We start from the raw sequence: 17,654 nt of genomic DNA, 5'->3' as shown, positions 1-17,654 counted from the left end.
TGGGGACAAAGCACTCATGCCAAAGCCGGTAGTTCTTCGTGGATATAGATACAGTGTCTACAATCGCATTGCCCGTGTCGCGCTGCACGAAAAAGGCGTGAAATACGATACCGAAGAAGTTAATCCATTCGCCAACGACATCCCTGAAGACTATCTCAAACGACACCCCTTTGGCCGCGTGCCGGTCCTAAGCCATGGCGCATTTGATGTTTATGAGACATCGGCGATCGTGCGGTATGTCGATGCCGCATTCGATGGCCCTTCCCTTGTTCCAACCTCGGCTAAACCGCTGACACGGGCAACTCAGGTTATCTCAATACTGGACAGTTATGGCTACCGCTCCATGGTTCGACAGGTTTTTGCCCATCGGGTTTTTCGGCCAGCGATAGGCGAGGCGGGTGATGAAACCGAGATCACATCCGGGATGGAAACATCAATGACGGTGCTTCGCGCTTTGAACACAATCGCGGATGAAGGGTACGTCCTTAATAAGGAAAGAACTACAATTGCCGATTGTCACCTTGCTCCAATGATTGCTTGTTTTGTCCAAGCACCGGAAGGTCAATATGCGCTCGGTAGCTATCCTGCGCTAGCCAGATGGTGGGATAGGGTAGCACCGCGCGAAAGCCTTCAGACTACAAATCCAGGCTTGCCCGACGCCTGATCGCCGATATCAAGCATACCGTTGAAAAACACCGTTCAGATCATTCCACGACAGGCCAGCCATAATACCCGCCGCCAACAGCAATCGCGACTTTGCGGGATTCAGAATGCCTGAACCGATCAGCCCCTGAATATCATTCTGGGCCAGCTGTCTGCCATCAGCACCCCTGGAACAGAATAGGTTGATTGCGTAGCAGAGGATTTCAGGCTCATCATAACCATCAGAGAGTGGAGATGAGAATAAAATCCGGGAAACAGAAAGCCTCTGCAGAGTGGGTCATTAAAGAAATCAGCAGGAAGGCACGACGCCAGCTTTCGGCAGAGGAGAAGATCCGTATTATTTTAGACGGTCTTCGTGGTGAAGACAGCATTGCCGAACTGTGCCGCCGTCAAAGAAGAGCCCCGAGCCTACACTAAAATGTACCAACTCTAAGCTACTGAACAGTAAATTATGCACCCACTCAAAAGCTGACAATAGCTGTAAGGTATTTGTGGGGCAAGGAGAGATGTCGCCGGTGCGGCGGTGTGGCGCGACGCCTGCACCAGCTTGGGTCCGAGCGTCACGCGCCTGATCCCGCGACTTTCAGGCCGCGCGGTCAGCTTGGGGTTTAGACAAAGTTGAACGCGTCGCTGTCCAGATCGCAGATCCAGGTGTTGCGCAGGGTCAGGCTGTCTTCCTCGCCAAGGTCAAACACGGTGTTTCGGCCCTGTTGATCGGCGGCGGCGATGAGGTCGTCAAAGCTGTCGATTCCGTCAATGTCGATGGTGACCTGATCGCCTGGACGGGACCAGAACCACCAGTCAAAGCCCGCATCAAAGTCACGGATTGTGTCGTGACCTCCGTTAAAGACGAAGTTGTCGACACCCCAACCACCGGTCAGTTGGTCATCGCCAGCGCCACCAGCAAGAGTGTCGTTCCCCCAGCCGCCGTTCAGGTTGTCGTCACCGTCTCCGCCGTCAAGTGAGTCATTGCCCCAGCCACCGCTGAGCCTGTCGTCGCCGGTATCGCCGACCAGATCATCATGGCCCCAGCCGCCGCTCAGACGGTCATCGCCGTCCCCGCCCAGCAAGGTGTCGTTGCCCCGACCGCCTTTTAGTCGGTCATCCCCACCGGCCCCCGACACGATGTCGTCACCGCGCCCGCCATTGAGGTAGTCATCATCAGAGCCGCCACGCAGCAGATCGTCCTTGCGCGTGCCCCTAGCAGGCTCGGAGTCTGCTGCGATCTCGCTGGTGGTGAAGTTGAAGGTGGATGTGTCACCTGCGGCAATGCCTTCGTACGCGTTGCCGTCCAGATCGACAAAGGCCCCTTCGGTTATCTCGACATAATAGCGCGCATCGGTGTCCAGATGCTCGGGCGGTGTCACGACAACCTTTTCGCCATCGAATGAGACAAGCCGGGTGTCGGTCACGTCGATTTCAACCCGCTCGCCCGTGTCGCGGTTGACCAACGTCAGAGTGCCTTCGCACGTATTCACCTCTTCAGTGAAGGTCAAGGTCAGTTCAGCGTCGTTCGAGATATCACGCCCGTTGTCGCCGGGATCGGCGGAAACAAGGAACGGATCGGCCTCACCGCCCAACTCAATCTGCGTCGGCGCATAGACAGAGCCCTCTGACGAGAAGCCCAACCGCCCGTCCGAGTTCGAGCCCCAGGTGAAGATCTCACCCGTATCGGTCACCGCGATGATCGAATTCGGACCGGTATGCAGCTCAACCACGTTCACATCGTCCAACTCTGCCACCAGAGTCGGATAGAAGGTCGCATCGGTTTCCGCTGCCGGATCGCCGTCGAGGCCACCAGTGGGGCCTTCGTCATTCGGGCCCCAGGCGTAAACGTCGCCATCCTCGGTCAGCGCCATGAACCAGCGCGCGCCGCCTTTGATCTCGACAACGCCATCGGGCAGGAAATCGGTCAACTCAACTGGCGTAAGCACATCGGCCTGATCCACGGCAAAGGTGCCGTCGCCGTTGTCCGTGCCTTGCAGCAACTGACCGAACCGCGATTCACCCCAGCCAAAGACCCGGCCGTCCTCGGTAACGGCAAACGAGGTTTTGGTTTCGGCTGTCACCGATGTCAGGTTATCCGGCAGGCCGTCCACCAGAACAGGGCTTGTTGCACGCCGCGCGGGGCTTCCGTCTTCTTCCAGCGCATCGGGCGAGCCGAGCTGACCGTCGGTGTTGCTGCCGAACGCCCAGACCTGACCATCTGCGGTCAGCGCCAGCGTGAAAGATGTGCCGGATGACACCGAAACCACGGTTTCATTCGCCAGTGCTTCGACAACGGTGGGTTCCAGACGCGTGTCCTGATCGCCCAGACCCAGTTGACCGTTTGAATTGGATCCCCAGGCATAAAGCTGACCGGTGTCAGACATCGCATAAGAAACGCCATTGCCGTTTTCGATGGCCACGATGTTGACGTCATCCAGCGCCTCAACCTTCACAGCAGTGGTCCGGGTGTCTTCGTCACCGGTGCCAAGCGGCCCGCGATTGTTGAAGCCAAAGGCATAGACATCGCCATCTTCGGTCAGAAAGGTCGTGTGCAGCAGACCGGCGGAAACCGAGACAATCTTGGCATCGAACCCTTCGGGCATCTGCACGGCCAGAGGGGTTTTCACATCAAACCCCGTCGCGCCATTGCCCAACTGACCAACAACATTCTCACCGCTGGTATAAAGCGTGTTGGTTTCGGTATCCAAAAAGACCGAGAAGTGATTGCCCGCGCCGACAGTCGCGGCGGTCACCTGCGCGGTGCCCTCGAAATACTCGACGGCGCGGGCGCGGTCGAGTTGATCGTCATAGGTGTTCGAGCCGAAGACCAGCGTCTCGCCCTCATCCAGAAAATCGCCATCCCCGTTCAGATCGCTCAGCGAGATCACATGGCTGTTACCGCCAAAGTCATTGCCGGTCAGGACGACATTGCCATCCTCATCCGCCGCAACGGAAAATCCGATCGCGGCATCGAAACCCTCGGACAGGGCATCAGCGTTCCACACCTCGACCGCTTCGCTTGCGTCGTCAATCTGGCCTGATCCGTCCTGATCCGTTAGACGATACAGCTTGAGGATATCCCCTCCGGTTGCGAACCATGTGAGCGTGTAGACGGACCCGTCGATCGCCGTTGCATTGGCAATATCAACCGGCGCGCCGAAACTCATGTCATCCGTGATGAATGTCGTCACTTCATCCAACTGGATCGTGCCATCCCCGTTCACATCCTCGATGCGATAGATCACGTCCGCCGCGGCCCCGGCCAGATCGCTCAGATAGGCAACATCGCCATCAAAACTCAGATCAAACGGTACAGCGGTGTCGACGATGGTCTTCACATCCAGCCAGAGGGTCGCTTCACCTTCGTCATTCGCATCACCGTCACCGTTCAGATCAACAGTGCTGTAAATCGCGTCCTGCGGCGCTGATCTTACACCGGCATTTGCAATATATATCGCGCCGTCGCTGCCTTCGTGGATGCCGTTTGGCGTAACCGTCGAAAATCCGGCTGCGTTATCCGCTGAAAACCAGACATTGGCTTCTCCTGTGTCCTGCGCGTCACCGTCATTGTTGAGGTCCTGCAGACGATAGACTGTATCGGTGGTGCCGTCACCGGCATAGACGGATTTGTCTGACGCCTGATGGATCGTGAAGATATTGGCGGTCGGATCAGCTAGTCCCGATGCATTTTCTCCATCCAAGAAAACGGTCGTTTCACCAGCGCCGGATGCGGTGCCGTCGCCGTCGACATCCTGAAGCAGAAGGATCTGATCTTTGCGTTGATCACCAACAAGCACGCCGTTGGGCGCGCGGGAGATAACTCTTGCCATGTGTGTGGCCCCCAAATTCAAGTTGCAATGAGACCTTGCACTCTCGCTGGGTTCACGGCTTGTTAACCTGCCGCCTTAACCTTGTCCAGTTGGTTGCCGGTTGTGCGATACCAGCATTCGGGTCAAAGATACTTGAACTGCGGCACCAATTCATTCCAGGGTAGGGAAACTGGTCTAATCTCATAGTTGCCATACTGTATTATGTTAAGATCAGTGATCGCGAGGCATTCGACGAAACATGAGGATCACTTTCTCAAAGACGAAGTCGCGCTGACGGAGAAAGCTCGACCACCTTTAACTCGCTGTTAGATGCGACGCTTACCTGTCCGTTGTTCCAAGCATAGACAAGCACCATTGTTTTGCCGGTACGGGCATCCTGCACCTCAATGATCGGTTCGGCTCTCTTTGCACGCTCGTTTGGTTGCTGTGTCTGCATTTTCGTTCCTTGGTGTCCTACAAGTCCATTCCTCAAAATCCAACGTCAACCGGAGGGCAGGGGACTTTTCACTGTTCGACTTTTGCGTTCCACTTCTGGAATGAGGCAGGAAATTGCTCAACTTTTAGCTGAGTATCTCGGCTCGTTGACAATCGCACGAAACGAAACGACACAGGACGAAATGGAACGAAACAAAAGCGTGGAAGCCATTGATCAAGCGCGGGAAATACTTTGTTCCTCCGCCGAACAACGGCAGCGACATCAAAGAGCTCTTTAAGTACTTGATGTCTGTCGGCGCTGGTCTTCCGACCGATGAAATCGGACTACCAGTCGGCTCTTGGACGCCAGAACTTCTTGCCAGCACAGTCTCGCAATTCGAGTCCAACAAAATGGGCGTAGACCTTCGGACCGTCCAGCATTGGTTTCAGGACAATGACAAGGGTATTAGCGCCGACAACATTCATTGGCTGGCACGTGTATTCGGCTGTGACGATCCTGACGCCATCACGGCGTGGAGGGCGGAACTCAATGCTGCCAACAGACGATTAGCAACAAAGCGACGAGAGAGGCGGAGCATTCAAAAACGCGATTTGAAGCTTTCTGCCGGCGCGACCAAAGACGGAGAGCAAAATGCTCGCACGAGCACAACGAAAGGCGACAAGAGGGTGGAGCCGACGAAAATCCCGGGGTTGGCCGGGCGAACGGAGGCGATATTTAGTGCTCGTTCTTCATTGGGCTTGCCTGCCGTCGTGTTCGCCGCCGCCACCGCTTTGGGGCTGATGTCGTTTTCATTGAACATTCACAACGTTCTTTTCGCACTTCCAACCGGTACGACAAAGCAAGTCGGTTTTTTGTGGGCCCCGAATTGGACAGTCGTTTTCCTTGTACTTCTACCAATCTATCTCGCCGTGTTGATTAATCTGTTAAAGCAGTGGAAAGAAGAATGGCGAACTGACGTAGTAACGAATTTGAGCTCCAAGTCGCCACGAACAAGCTGGGCAAGCAGGGTTACAACGATGTCCTATGTCTATTGGGCAGTGTTTGTTGTGACCGTTTTGATAGCCTCAGCTTTCAACTGGGTGGAAACATACCTGATCCCATTGCTAACTGGAAACGCAGGGAACTGGCCGGTAGACTGGGGAAGAATTGCGATCTTCCAACATGATCTGGTTTCGGTTCCGAACGCCATTGTTTTCTCCGGGCTCGTCTTTCTGCTGAATGCTTTTGGGTCCTATCTGTTCTTTGCCGGCTTGATCGTCCTCTATACACTCACCGACGATTTCATCGATTTTTCTGCGGGTCTCGCCCACGATGGGGCTGTAGAACAGCGGCGACGTCTGGCAAGGATCGGCGACGAGTTGATGATTGGGGTATTCCGGTGTTGTTCATTGGGCTTGATGATCACCATCTTGATGAAGCTTCAAGCCAGCTTCCTGCTCTCTGGCAGCAGGGACATCGTTGGTTGGCTAGCAGCCGATCTGCAAGCCCCTATTCGGAGTAGTGGCCCGCATTCTAACGGATACGGCTTCCATCAGAATGTGCCAGGTTTCTACTACAGCTTCTTCTGTCTGCTTGTGATTTTCGCAGTGTTTGTGATCTGCACAGCCAGAATACGTAAAGCGGTCACCAGCCTGGGCCTGCTGAACGGCGAGAACGCGGAAAGATTGTCCTTGATGGCGATGTATGGGGTCCTGCTCTTGTTGACGGTGACCTATATGCTCATTGGTGTGTTTCCCGGCTTCACGATCCTTTTGGTTATGGCCCTAGTCTTGGCTGCATGTTTCCTTGCACGTCCCACTTTAGGTCGGCTGAACGCAACAAAAACGAGAGAACTAGATGCTTAAGACGATTCCTCTGGATAAAGCCCCCATTCATCCCGATGTCGCGGAAGGCCCATCCGATGTGTGCGCCTATTGGGTACTTGCCGATGACAATGTGCGCCTCCGGGTGGCTTATTGGCCAACGGAGAAATCCTCCAAGGGCACTGTATTCCTGTTTCAGGGGAGAACGGAAAACATCGAAAAATACGGACGTACTGTCGAATATCTCCATAGCGCTGGCTATACTGCCTTCGCCGTTGATTGGCGCGGCCAGGGACTTTCCGACAGGATCGCCGAAGATCCGATGATGGGCCATGTCGTCAGGTTCTCTGATTACCAGAAGGACGTTGCGGCCGCGGCAGAAGCGGCCAAGTCTCTCAATCTGCCACAGCCTTGGTATCTCATTGGGCACTCTCTGGGCGCGTGTGTCGGTCTGCGTGCAATAATCGAAGGCATGCCAATCGCAGCATGCGCGTTCACGGCCCCCCTTTGGGACATTAACTTACCGACATTGCAACGACTCGGAGCATGGCCTCTATCAGGCGCGTTTCAAGCTCTTGGAAAAGGCGCCACCTATGCTCCTGGTACCCGTGGCGAGAGCTATGTGCTGACAACGGATTTCGACGACAACCGACTGACACATGACCCTGATATGTACCAGTATTATCAGAACGTTTCGGTATCCTTGCCTGACCAGCAGATTGGCGGGCCCAGTATGTCCTGGTTGTTTCAGGCCCTCAAAGAAACTCGAGTACTTTCCAAACTGAAATCTCCCGACATCCCGTGTCTTACGTTTTGCGGCGCTGAGGATGAAATCGTCGCAATTCCGGCAATCAAGGACAGGATGACACGTTGGCCAAACGGGAAATTCGAGCTGATGCAAAACGCGAGACACGACGTCTTGTATGAGGTGCCAAGTGTTCGCGAAAACGTGTTGGCTCAGATTTGTGAGCTTTTCGGCTCAACGCACAAAGACATGCCGATAGCGTCGAGCACGTAGGCCAGCCGTGTTCTGGCCGCGCTCAGATAGCCACTGTTTGTATTCGCTAGTATGGCACGAGCACATAGTCGTAGCGGCCAAAAATGTCCGACCATTCGACACCCACGCCGCGGTAGTAGCTTGGACATTGTCGCCGGAGAGGTAGCCACGAAGGGCGCGGACCAGGTGCGCGATCGGACCAACCGAAACTGGCGCTTTCGTCATAGGATCCGACATCCATATCCAAACGCGTTTCACAAGGCCCTTCGCGTTCACGCACTTTGTAGCTGTAGTGACGGACGTGCCACACCCGTATGGATCGGACTACATCGAAATCAGGAGCTGATAGATTCACGTTGGCCAACGTGGGCTCAGAGAGGGCAGGGGAACCGGCGCCGACAGTTGCCAATGGTGTTTCCCTTGTTCCAAGCGGTACCCATTCCAAGGCATCAGAGACATCGAGCATTGACCAAGAGTCCCGAGAGTAAGTGACATCTACAACTTGAGGGGTATTGCCATATGTCCCGGGAAATTCAGGAAGGGGATTGGCACTTAACGATTTGATAGCGTCGAGACGCAGCATGGGTGACTTGTCGGCAGAACCAGTGGTTACGCCCATTGGGCAACGCCAGAGCTGAAGCGGCGGTTCAACCGGCAGGGGGGTGATACGCCGTATGAACTCGGCCCGAGCGGCATTACAATCTGGTGAACTCGGCCACCCTCCAGCAAGGCATAAGAAAATCGCACAGTCGATTGGGTAGGCGTAAGCCGGAGCGGTGAATCCAAGAGCGATAGCTGATGTGCATCCCAGTAGCTTCAGTCGAAACATGGTATTGTCCTTTCGGCAGCAATGAGTTCGAGGATCGTTTGCGCTGATTTCTGCAAGAAAGTTAGATCATCATATTTTCTGTTTTGCAAATTTAAAATTTTGCATTATTGATTTTACCAGATCAGAACTTTCGGAGAATTCGAAAGAATGCAAGAAGTCGTCCTATAGGGGGACGACCATGCCGCACAGAAAGAACTTTCCATTGATCACCCAAGGTGAAGCACGAGACCTTGATGCATCAGGTAAGGACTATGAGTTTCGGTATGACCTAGTCGAGCTGGGGCAAAATGGACGTCCGCAATACATTTGCATCTACCGCTACGACGGTAAGGACAACGTCCTCATCTCAGAGAGGGCAACGTCCCAAGGGGTTGTTCCGCGAAGACTGTCACTGTTTCCGGGCCTCTTCAATTTTCACAGTCGCTTCAGACAGGGCAGCGACATTACTCTCCACAAAGATCTTACCATTACGACAGATGGTGTGCGGGGGCAGATCAACCTGGATTTCGATAAGGAAGAAGACGAGGATTGAGGTCGCACCGCTTTCGGGACAGTCCGAAAGGCGCAGTAAGCAGTTTTCACTAATCGATGTTTTGGACCGAGTCTTTCACGGGATTGGCTTTGCTACTCCAGTAGGAGGGCAAGCCAGGTGAAAAAGCTTCTTTCTCTCACGGCTATACTACTCTGTGCAGCGTTGCTCGCAGATCTGATCGGGCATCGGAAATCGACGTTGAGGGTGCCCGCCGCTGACGCGACCGTCATTGACGGCGATACGATTGACCATGGCGGTGACAGCTACCGGCTTGTTGGTTTCGATACCCCCGAAACTTACCGACCCCAATGTGACGCCGAAAAAGCGTTGGGTTTGAAAGCCACGAAACGGCTCACAGAACTCATCCAAACGGCCGGGTACATCGACCTTGAAGTCGAAGACGACGTCGACAGGCATGGCCGCTTCCTAGCGGTTGGTCGTGTGGACGGGCACGATGTTGGGGTCACTTTGATTTCTGAGGGTCTCGCGCGCGAATACTGGGGCGGCAAACGTCAGTCCTGGTGCGCAAGAGCTGAAAGACTGGAAACTAAAATGCAGCAGGAGGAAGAGAACTAAATCGAGCAGTTAACGGCCCTGTCGGTTGCGCCAACAACTGACAGGGCCAGAGACGCCCCAAAGCCATCCGGGGCAATTCTCGCGCATCAAGAGAAAACCGTAACAATGAAGCAAACAGCAAACCCCGACGCTGTTCCTAAAAAGGACAGCTATGCGGCGGAGTCAATCAAAATGACTTCGACCGTGAGACCTCAGCTTTGGCTGGTTTTTGAACCATTCGTGGATCTAATAGCCTGCAGGCTGTCAGACGCCTGCAAGCGCCGCAGTTGCATTCCGCGTAATCCGTTTTATGTTAACTATGTCAGTAGTACTGACCTTCCAGAAATTCTGAACACAGCTGTACTGCGCGTTGGTCCAACCGAAAGATGCCGACCGGCAGCGACCCGGCAGTGGCTGTCCCAAGAGCCTGCGAATGTCCGCCAGCCCCGTTCGCGCGCAGTGCAGAAAGATGGAAGCGGCGGCTGCTCACTCAATGTTCAGACCAAAGCCGAGAAGCCGCCGCACCAAAGAGATGAAAGGCCAAGCCCTTGACTCTCTATCTCTGGCAGAAGCCGCTTAACCCCGATAGCGCAACAGGTCAAACCTGCCTGTCACAGGCGCACCAAGCCGGTGATCGCGTTGAATGCCGCTGTCGGGTTCCGGCGCCACCCATGTATGTCGCTGCCGTTGGCCGCAGGTTCATCGTCAAACGTATGCCCGGCACCGGGCCCGATCACGCAGTCGGTTGCCCGTCATTCCTGCCTCCAGACGAACTATCCGGACTGGCGCAGGTCCAGACGTCGGCCATAACTGAAGATCCTGACGCTGGGACAACCACGCTCAAACTTGGATTTCCGCTGCGCAAAAACAGCAAGAGCCGCATCGCGCCGGAACAGACCGGCGCAAAGCCAACCGAGGCCAAGGTTGCCCCACGCAAACTGACGATCACCAGCGTTCTTCACTTCCTGTGGCATGAGGCTGACTTGGGAAAGTGGTATCCTAGGATGCAGAGCAAGCGGTTCTGGGGTGTGATCTATCACGCGCTGTGCCGAGCGGCGGTAGGAAAGATCGTCAAGGGCCAGGACCTGTTTCGCTTCCTCTATGTGCCGGAATACTTCAGGGTCGATGACAAGGCTGAGATTGTTGCCAGGCGGAACCGGATCTTTGCCAACCTCCGACCAGATGGGCGCGGTGCAACTCCGTTTGGTTTGGTGGTGGCAGAATACAAGGCCATGGAACCAACGGCGCATGGCGCGCGGTTCATCTTCAAACACGCGCCTGACTGTTCATTTTTCGCTGACGTGGATCTGGCACAAAAGTTCGAGAAGGTGTTTGCCGACCAGTTGCACCTCATCGAAGCGATGGGGTCCGGCCATGCCATCCTGATCGCCAGCTTCTCCATCGCCAAGGCGGGTTATCCGGTTCTGCATGAAATCAGCATGATGCTGGTGACGGACAACTGGATCCCGTTTGAAGGCCTACGCGAACTGGACGTGCTGAATGCGCTGACCGAACAGAGCCGCGCGTTTCAAAAGCAATTGCGGTTCAACCTGCCGGTGGACGCACCGATCGCATCGGCCGTGCTGCTGGATACCACAGATCCGGTTGCCGTCTTTGTTGCCGACAATCCCGAAGATGCAGGGGCGCTGGCACTTCTCACCAAAGCCTCTGAGGAAGGCCGTTATGCGAGTTGGTGCTGGTTTGACGATGGGCCGATGAGCCCGTTCCCGCATCGTGGCGCGTCCCCCTCCAGCCATCACTCACGACCACCGGAGGGGGGCGCTGCCGGTCAGAGTGTGCGGCCATCACCGGCAAACGAGCGCCGCGCATCGGGCGATGAGCGCGACACGATCTGGGATAGCCCCATTCTTCCTAAAGGAGCAGGCGACCATGGCTAAAGCCGCATTCGTAACTCTTGCTTTTCTATGGACAGCAGCAGCCCCGGCATTTGCTCAGAATGACGAGGCCGCGATTTGCGCGAGCCGTGATGGCCCGCTGTTGAGTGGAAGGCGCTTGCTGTGTGCGACCGCCCCCGCCCGCACCTGCCTGGAACCGGCATTCCGGGCAGGTGCAATGGTTTGCCTCATATATGAGGATGGCGGCAACTCTGAACAGGTCGTATCAAGGATCGCAACCCCGCGTGCCAAGGGCGAATGGGCCGATGAAGCGGAGCGCGCCGCCAAACGCCACGGTGTTCCGGTGCCGCTGTTTCATGCGCTGGTTCATCAGGAAAGCCGCTGGAATACCAACGCGGTCAGCCCAAAAGGTGCGCTCGGTTTAGCCCAGCTGATGCCGCCCACTGCCGCCGCCCTTGGGGTAGATCCGCATGACCCGGTTCAGAACCTAGATGGCGGCGCGCGGTATCTCAAAGCCATGTTCCTGAAGTTCGGCACATGGCGTCTGGCGCTCGCCGCCTACAACGCCGGACCCGGAGCCGTGGAACGCTATGAGGGCGTCCCGCCTTACTCGGAAACCACCCACTACGTCGCAACCGTTCTTGAAGGGGCCGGGCTTCCGCCCGACGCCTGAACACCCCAGTCCAAGGAGACTACTATAAATGAACCGGAACCCTCAAAACGTCGCCGTGCTGACATTGCTGGCGTTCATGGCACTCAGCAGCCCGGCCATGGCGCAATCGCTGTTTGACGCCCCGGTGTCTATCCTGACCCAAATCCGCACCTTTGTGACCGGCGCCAATGGTATTCTGCTCGGTGGTGCCGCCATTGCGCTGGCTGGGATCTCGGCCGCCAGCCCCCGCGTGCCGGTCACATGGGGCCATTTCTTTGTGATCCTCGTCGTGCTGGGCATCTTCTACGGTGCATTTGGCATTGCCGAAGCCATTCAGGGATTTGCGACCTGATGGGCGACGATAACCGTATATTCCAGGCGATTACCCGGCCTTCTGAGAGGGCCGGGATGCCGATGACGTTTCACATCGTGGCGCTCAGCATTCCCCTGATGACGTTCATCATGACACAGGGCTTTTTGGGCTTCTGGGGATTGCTGGCCGTTGCCCCGTCTTATGCCGCTGCCCGCTGGGTCGTGAGCGTCGATCCGTACCTACCGGATCATGTCGCCACCATGGCTGACTGCAAACTGTTCACCCCGAACAAGCCCTACTGGGGCGGCAATTCTTACGCCGGAGACTGATATGAATATGCACCCGGAGATTCAAAAGGCCATGCCGTCAGCGCACCGCGCCGCGCGAGAGGTGCCAGCGACCACGCATATCCCGTTTGTTCGCTTCCTGTCGGACGGAACATTCACGACGAGCAACGGTGATCTGGTGGCGGTATTGGAACTAACCGGGTTCATCCACGAAACCGCTGACCGAGCGGCAATCAAAGCCGCGAATGATACGCTCGCCCGGCTTGCGTCCAGCTTTGAAGACAACCGGACAGCATTCTATAGCCATATCATTCGCACAAAAGTGAAGCTGTCCGACACGCTGCCCCCTGTGAACGGCCCCGGCTTTTCCGAAGACCTGGACCGCCACTATCGCGCTCAGCTGAACCAGGACGAGACCTATGAGCTGCTCCACTTCCTAACAATCGTTCGCCGTCCTTATACCAGCGGCAAACGGTTGCTGGATGCCGGGCTGCGGTCTCTGCGCTCTGCAACAACAGATCCAGCCGCAAGTGCCGCCCGCGAAAAGAACCGCAAGGCCCTGCATGTGGCGGCAGAACAGGCGAAGCGCGATCTGTCAGTGTTTGGCGCGCGCCGGCTCACCGGGTCAGAGGCAGATCGCAGCCGCACTTTGTCATTTCTCTCGATGCTGCAAAGCGGGATTTGGCAAAAGGCCCCATCCGTCTGGACCCATCTGGCGGATGCCGTGCCAAACGGGCGTATCACTTTCCGCAAAGACCATGTTCAAAGCTTGTCGCCGGGCGGGGACAAGGATCGGTTTGCGGCTGTCTTTGCGGTCAATGCCTACCCGGAACGGTCAAAATACTACATGTTCGATGAGCTTCTGGGGGAACGCTGCGAGTTCATTGCCACCCAATGCTATGCGCCGATGGATCGCGTGTCAGGCGGCACAAAGATCCGTGACGCCAAGCGAGGCATGGCAGATGCAGGCGATGAGGCGGAGTCGCTACAAAAGGATCTGAATGAGGCGCGCGATGCGGTTGCCTCCCGTGCCATGTCCATTGGACGGCATCACTTCACGGTGTCTGTTTTGGGCGACACGCGCGAGGAGTTAGAAGACGCAGCCACGCGGGTGAATTCCTGTCTTACTGGCGCGGATCTGCGCACTCGGCGCGAAGACATAGGCTTGGAGGCGGCCTGGTGGGCGCAGCTGCCCGGCAACTTTGCCTATCAGACCCGAAGCAAGAAACGCCTTGTGTCCGACAAGAACTTTGCCGATTTCGCCAACCTGCATTCCTGGCCGACGGGATCGCGGAAAAAACTGCGCTGGGGTGGGCCTGTGGCGGCGTTCCGGACGCTGGGCGGTACGCCCTATTGGTTCTCTTTCCACCGTGAAGGCTCTGACAAGTCCAAGGGGCCAGGAACCACAGCAATCTTTGGGGCGACCGGTGAAGGCAAAACCCTGCTGGCGAACTTCCTCATGTCCAGCTGCTACCGGTTGCCCGAACACCCGCATGTCATCGCCTTTGACAAGGATCGTGGGTCCGAGACATTCATCCGGGCGATTGGCGGCACATACCTTCATCTGAAATCCGGCATGAACCTCGGCTTCAATCCGTTTGCTGTCGCCACCGATGAGGTTGGGATCGAATGGCTTGAGGGTTTCATTCAACGCCTGACAGGCACAGAAAAACTCACCCCGGAACAGGAACGTCGGATTGCCACTGGCCTGCGCCGCCTTGCATCGGGTGATCCCGCGCTGCGCACATTTTCGGATTTTGCCGACACGCTGCGCTCTGTTGACGATGCTGACGCGCCTGTGCAGCTGCTCGATGCGCTGAGCAAATGGTATGGGTCCGGTAGTCGCGCATGGCTATTCGACAACAATGAGGACAGTTTCAGCCTCGATCAGGCCGTGACCGCATTTGACATGACGGCCCTGCTCAAAGCCTCAGACATTCGCCTGCCCCTGCTGGATTACCTGTTCTACCGGATCGAGCGCAAACTGGCAGAAGGCAAACCGCTGATCATCAGTGTTGATGAGGCATGGGCTTTGTTTGATGACCCCCGGTTTGGCCCCCGAATTCAGGATTGGATCAAAACCATCCGGAAGCTGGATGGCATTCTGGTCTTCATGACGCAGGAAACGTCAGATGCCGCCAAATCTTCAATCTCGGACACGCTGATCCAATCGACAGAAAACCGCATCTTCTTTGCCAACCCCAAAGCGGACCACAAAACCTATGTGGATGCATTCCGGCTCACTGATGCCGAGTTCAACGCTGTATCGTCCATGCCACCCAAATCCCGTCTTGTGCTGATCAATGACGGAGACGGGTCCGCCGTTGTGTCAACGCGGCTTGAGCTTCCCGAGCAATTCTACCGGGTGTTGTCAGCCACCGGCGACAGCGTTGCCGAGATGGACCAGCTGCGCGCTGAACACGGCGAAGACGGCTGGCTCGATGCCTACATGACCCCCAAAGCCCCACAGGAGCCCTCCCAATGATCCGCAAACTTGTTTTCGTTGCCCTTGGCCTGCCGCTTCTCGGAGCCTGCACCATTACCGGTGATGCACTCGATCCGCCCCGCGAGCTGAAGGCCAATTGCAACATCTCAGACGCAGAGCCGGTCCCCCAAACCGGCCTTTCCACCACCCTGCCGCTCAGCGCGGGCAAAATCTGACCCCTCCCCTGAAAGGACAAGACAATGAAGACCATTCTCAAAAGCACCGCCGCGGTTGTTGCCCTTGCACTTGCCGGATTTGTCGGAGCCTCCGGCCCAGCCAAAGCCCAGGGTGTGCCAACCTATAGTGTCACAGAACATGCGGAATTGATCGCATTGCTGAATTCCAGTGGCGAAATGGTCGGTCTGAACACTGAGATTCTGGACAACGCCCTGTTGCAGCTGAACGAGCTTCAGGAACAGTTGCGCCAGGCGCGGGCGACGCACAGTGCCATCACCGGCGCGCGTGAAACGATCAGCAACCTGTTCAGTGGCGACATAACCCCGCGCAAGCTGTCCTCGTCCCTTTCCACACTCTCTATGACCGGCAATTCGGTGAACCGCCGCCTGAGCAATCACATGGAAGAGTTGCGGGTGGACTTTCAGCCGTTGAGCGGGCTGCAGGCGTTGGGACGTTCGGCGGAAGATCCAGCAACAAGGTCACATGATCTGGTTTCCGGATCGAGCATGGCCGGGCTGGCAATTGCCGAGGAAGGCTTTGCCGGGGCTGGTGAAGCGATGGAACGCTATGACGGGTATCGTGAGCAGATTTCCGCGACCGGTGATCTGAAAGCTAGCATCGATCTGAATACACGCATAGCGATTGAGAACGGCATGATGCTCGCCAGTTTGTTGCAGACCCTCTCTGCACAAGGTCAGCTGGACGCCGCAATCGTAAACCAGCGTCTGCGCGGTCAGGATATCGTCGCGCGTCAGGCGTACAGACCTGAAGGATCAAACTGATGCGCATTCCCACTCACGCCCTACTCATCGCTGCTTTCGTCGCCGCTCCTCTTGCAACGGTGCAGCCAGCACTTGCTTTGACGGCGGATGAAAAGCGGGAAAAGTCGCGGTTGTCGGATGCTCGTCGCGCATCTCTCACTCGCAAGGCAGGCGAGGTCAGGTTCGCATTCGCTGAAAAGTGCGAAGCCGCTTTTGAAGCCGGTGAACCCATGCCGGAACTGGACGTGCGTATCACAGAAGAAATCGAAATCGACGACGATCTGATGAGCATGTCCGTCGAAGAGATTTCTGAACAGTACGGACTCGCATCGAATGCCTTCTCAGAAGCAGAGCGAGCCATGAAAGACTGCATCCTGAAATACAGAAAAAGGAATGATGGGTCATGAGCATCAGAGATTTCCTTGTCGGTACTGATCAGAGCTTTGACAGACTTATAAACGGTGGATCGCAGCAAGTGTTTCAGGCGCTTGCTACCCCAAGCGCTGAATTCCTGACCCTGCTCGCCGGCGGAGCACTTGCGGTCTGGGCGGTTACGGCCGGATTCCGGGGCAGTTTTTCCCTCGACGGCTTTATTACCTTCGCATTTCGGTTCACATTGTTTTATCTGGCTGTTTCGGGTGGGGCGCTCTGGACCCAGTACATTTATCCCTTTGTCACGCAATTCCCCGTCAATGTCGGCAACACAATCATCGGCAGCTTCGGAGGGCGCGGCGATGCGGGTGGCGTCGCCTCTGCTTTTGCTGATGTTGCTGACACATCGTTCAGAAACATCACGACTGCATTAGGGTCGTATGGGGTGACAGATTACCTTGGTGGTGATGCACTGGGCGTAGTTCTTATGGCTTTGCTTGCGTCGTTTTTCATCCTTGTGATGATCATTGTTGCTCTGGCTTTGCTCGTTTCTTCCAAGGTCCTTCTGGCGATATTGTTGGCCATTTTCCCTGTACTGGCCGTCTGGGCCTACCTCCGCAGCTCCGCCGAGATATTTAATGGCTGGGTGCGTGGAATAACCATGCTGATTTTGTTCCAGGTTTTGCTCTTTGGCGTGATGGGTATTGCTCTGGCCGCCACAGAGGATGTTTCGGAATCTGTTTCAAGTGGCGTTCTTTCCGGAGCAGACATCCCTCTTGAGATGTTCAAACTGGCAGGAATCAGCGGGATTACAGCCGGGCTGTTGCTGATCTGTCCGATGATCGCACAGCGGATCGGCGGCGCAGCTCTCAACCTCGGTGAATCTCAGATCAAAGGTACTGGTCAGGCCGGTATGAAACTTCTGGGTGGCCAGCTGACTGGCGTAAACTCTGGCGGCAACAACTTGGGCGACGTCTCCAATCAGCGCGCAAGTGCGGTGAATGAAGCCGACAAACCATCAGGGACTGAGGCCAATAACCAGCGCATTCGCGACTCGGTGAGGCGCGGTGCCGAACGTATGGCCGAAGACGCAAGACAGCGCGGAAACTGATCAGAACT

The 17,654-nt window shown here is 56.1% G+C and carries 17 protein-coding genes and 1 pseudogene; 15 read left to right on the top strand and 3 right to left on the bottom strand.

Annotated features, from left to right (window positions below):
• Positions 1-16: 16 nt before the first annotated feature.
• Complete coding sequence (locus tag ACR0J1_RS16450; RefSeq protein WP_480733587.1) at positions 17-664, top strand: glutathione S-transferase family protein; 648 nt, start codon at positions 17-19, stop codon at positions 662-664.
• A 233-nt stretch (positions 665-897) separates the two neighbouring features.
• Positions 898-1,077: pseudogene (locus ACR0J1_RS16445) on the top strand (IS3 family transposase); the annotation flags it as partial.
• A gap of 194 nt (positions 1,078-1,271) precedes the next feature.
• Here ACR0J1_RS16445 and ACR0J1_RS16440 read toward each other — a convergent pair.
• Both ACR0J1_RS16440 and ACR0J1_RS16435 read right to left on the bottom strand, forming a co-directional pair.
• Positions 1,272-4,481 carry an RCC1 domain-containing protein gene (locus tag ACR0J1_RS16440; protein WP_480733588.1) on the bottom strand — a complete coding sequence of 1,070 codons (3,210 nt, stop codon included), beginning with the start codon at positions 4,479-4,481 and terminating at the stop codon, positions 1,272-1,274.
• A gap of 253 nt (positions 4,482-4,734) precedes the next feature.
• Positions 4,735-4,917, bottom strand: coding sequence for a hypothetical protein (locus ACR0J1_RS16435; protein ID WP_480630649.1), 183 nt, complete (start codon positions 4,915-4,917; stop codon positions 4,735-4,737).
• 209 nt (positions 4,918-5,126) lie between these two features.
• On the opposite strand from ACR0J1_RS16435, the gene ACR0J1_RS16430 reads away from it, so the two are divergent.
• Both ACR0J1_RS16430 and ACR0J1_RS16425 read left to right on the top strand, forming a co-directional pair.
• The gene (locus ACR0J1_RS16430) at positions 5,127-6,761 is read left to right on the top strand and encodes an RcgA family putative transporter (RefSeq protein ID WP_480733589.1); all 1,635 of its coding nucleotides are present in this window, start codon (positions 5,127-5,129) and stop codon (positions 6,759-6,761) included.
• Entirely contained in the window at positions 6,754-7,737 is a 984-nt protein-coding gene (locus ACR0J1_RS16425; protein ID WP_480733590.1) for an alpha/beta hydrolase, read from the top strand. The genes ACR0J1_RS16430 and ACR0J1_RS16425 overlap by 8 nt, the downstream gene beginning before the upstream one ends.
• Positions 7,738-7,783: 46 nt before the next feature.
• Here ACR0J1_RS16425 and ACR0J1_RS16420 read toward each other — a convergent pair whose 3' ends face one another.
• Positions 7,784-8,545, bottom strand: a complete 762-nt coding sequence (locus ACR0J1_RS16420) for a hypothetical protein (RefSeq protein ID WP_480733591.1) — start codon at positions 8,543-8,545, stop codon at positions 7,784-7,786.
• A gap of 178 nt (positions 8,546-8,723) precedes the next feature.
• Between ACR0J1_RS16420 and ACR0J1_RS16415 the strand changes: the two genes are divergently transcribed.
• The 11 genes from ACR0J1_RS16415 (at position 8,724) to ACR0J1_RS16365 (ending at position 17,646) form a co-directional block, all read left to right on the top strand.
• Complete coding sequence (locus tag ACR0J1_RS16415) at positions 8,724-9,077, top strand: hypothetical protein (RefSeq protein ID WP_480733592.1); 354 nt, start codon at positions 8,724-8,726, stop codon at positions 9,075-9,077.
• 117 nt (positions 9,078-9,194) lie between these two features.
• The gene (locus ACR0J1_RS16410) at positions 9,195-9,653 is read left to right on the top strand and encodes a thermonuclease family protein (protein ID WP_480733593.1); all 459 of its coding nucleotides are present in this window, start codon (positions 9,195-9,197) and stop codon (positions 9,651-9,653) included.
• Positions 9,654-10,180: 527 nt separating this feature from the next.
• Entirely contained in the window at positions 10,181-11,530 is a 1,350-nt protein-coding gene (locus tag ACR0J1_RS16405) for a DUF1173 family protein (protein WP_480733594.1), read from the top strand.
• A gap of 175 nt (positions 11,531-11,705) precedes the next feature.
• Entirely contained in the window at positions 11,706-12,161 is a 456-nt protein-coding gene (locus ACR0J1_RS16400) for a lytic transglycosylase domain-containing protein (protein ID WP_480733595.1), read from the top strand.
• A gap of 28 nt (positions 12,162-12,189) precedes the next feature.
• On the top strand, positions 12,190-12,492 hold the full coding sequence (locus ACR0J1_RS16395; RefSeq protein ID WP_170456536.1) for a TrbC/VirB2 family protein: 303 nt from the start codon (positions 12,190-12,192) through the stop codon (positions 12,490-12,492).
• Complete coding sequence (locus tag ACR0J1_RS16390; RefSeq protein WP_170456534.1) at positions 12,492-12,782, top strand: VirB3 family type IV secretion system protein; 291 nt, start codon at positions 12,492-12,494, stop codon at positions 12,780-12,782. Before ACR0J1_RS16395 ends, ACR0J1_RS16390 begins: the two co-directional genes overlap by 1 nt.
• Position 12,783: 1 nt before the next feature.
• On the top strand, positions 12,784-15,225 hold the full coding sequence (locus ACR0J1_RS16385; RefSeq protein ID WP_480733596.1) for a VirB4 family type IV secretion/conjugal transfer ATPase: 2,442 nt from the start codon (positions 12,784-12,786) through the stop codon (positions 15,223-15,225).
• The gene (locus ACR0J1_RS16380) at positions 15,222-15,401 is read left to right on the top strand and encodes a hypothetical protein (RefSeq protein WP_480733597.1); all 180 of its coding nucleotides are present in this window, start codon (positions 15,222-15,224) and stop codon (positions 15,399-15,401) included. Before ACR0J1_RS16385 ends, ACR0J1_RS16380 begins: the two co-directional genes overlap by 4 nt.
• 24 nt (positions 15,402-15,425) lie before the next feature.
• On the top strand, positions 15,426-16,184 hold the full coding sequence (locus ACR0J1_RS16375; RefSeq protein WP_480733598.1) for a type IV secretion system protein: 759 nt from the start codon (positions 15,426-15,428) through the stop codon (positions 16,182-16,184).
• A complete protein-coding gene (locus ACR0J1_RS16370; RefSeq protein ID WP_480733599.1) occupies positions 16,184-16,570 on the top strand; it encodes a hypothetical protein in 387 nt (128 codons plus the stop codon). Before ACR0J1_RS16375 ends, ACR0J1_RS16370 begins: the two co-directional genes overlap by 1 nt.
• Positions 16,567-17,646, top strand: coding sequence for a type IV secretion system protein (locus tag ACR0J1_RS16365; protein WP_480733600.1), 1,080 nt, complete (start codon positions 16,567-16,569; stop codon positions 17,644-17,646). The genes ACR0J1_RS16370 and ACR0J1_RS16365 overlap by 4 nt, the downstream gene beginning before the upstream one ends.
• Positions 17,647-17,654 lie beyond the last annotated feature (8 nt).

This window comes from Ruegeria sp. CJ3 (assembly GCF_056536725.1).
Note: the sequence above shows the minus strand (reverse complement) of the source record. Positions and strands in the feature narration are given on the sequence as shown.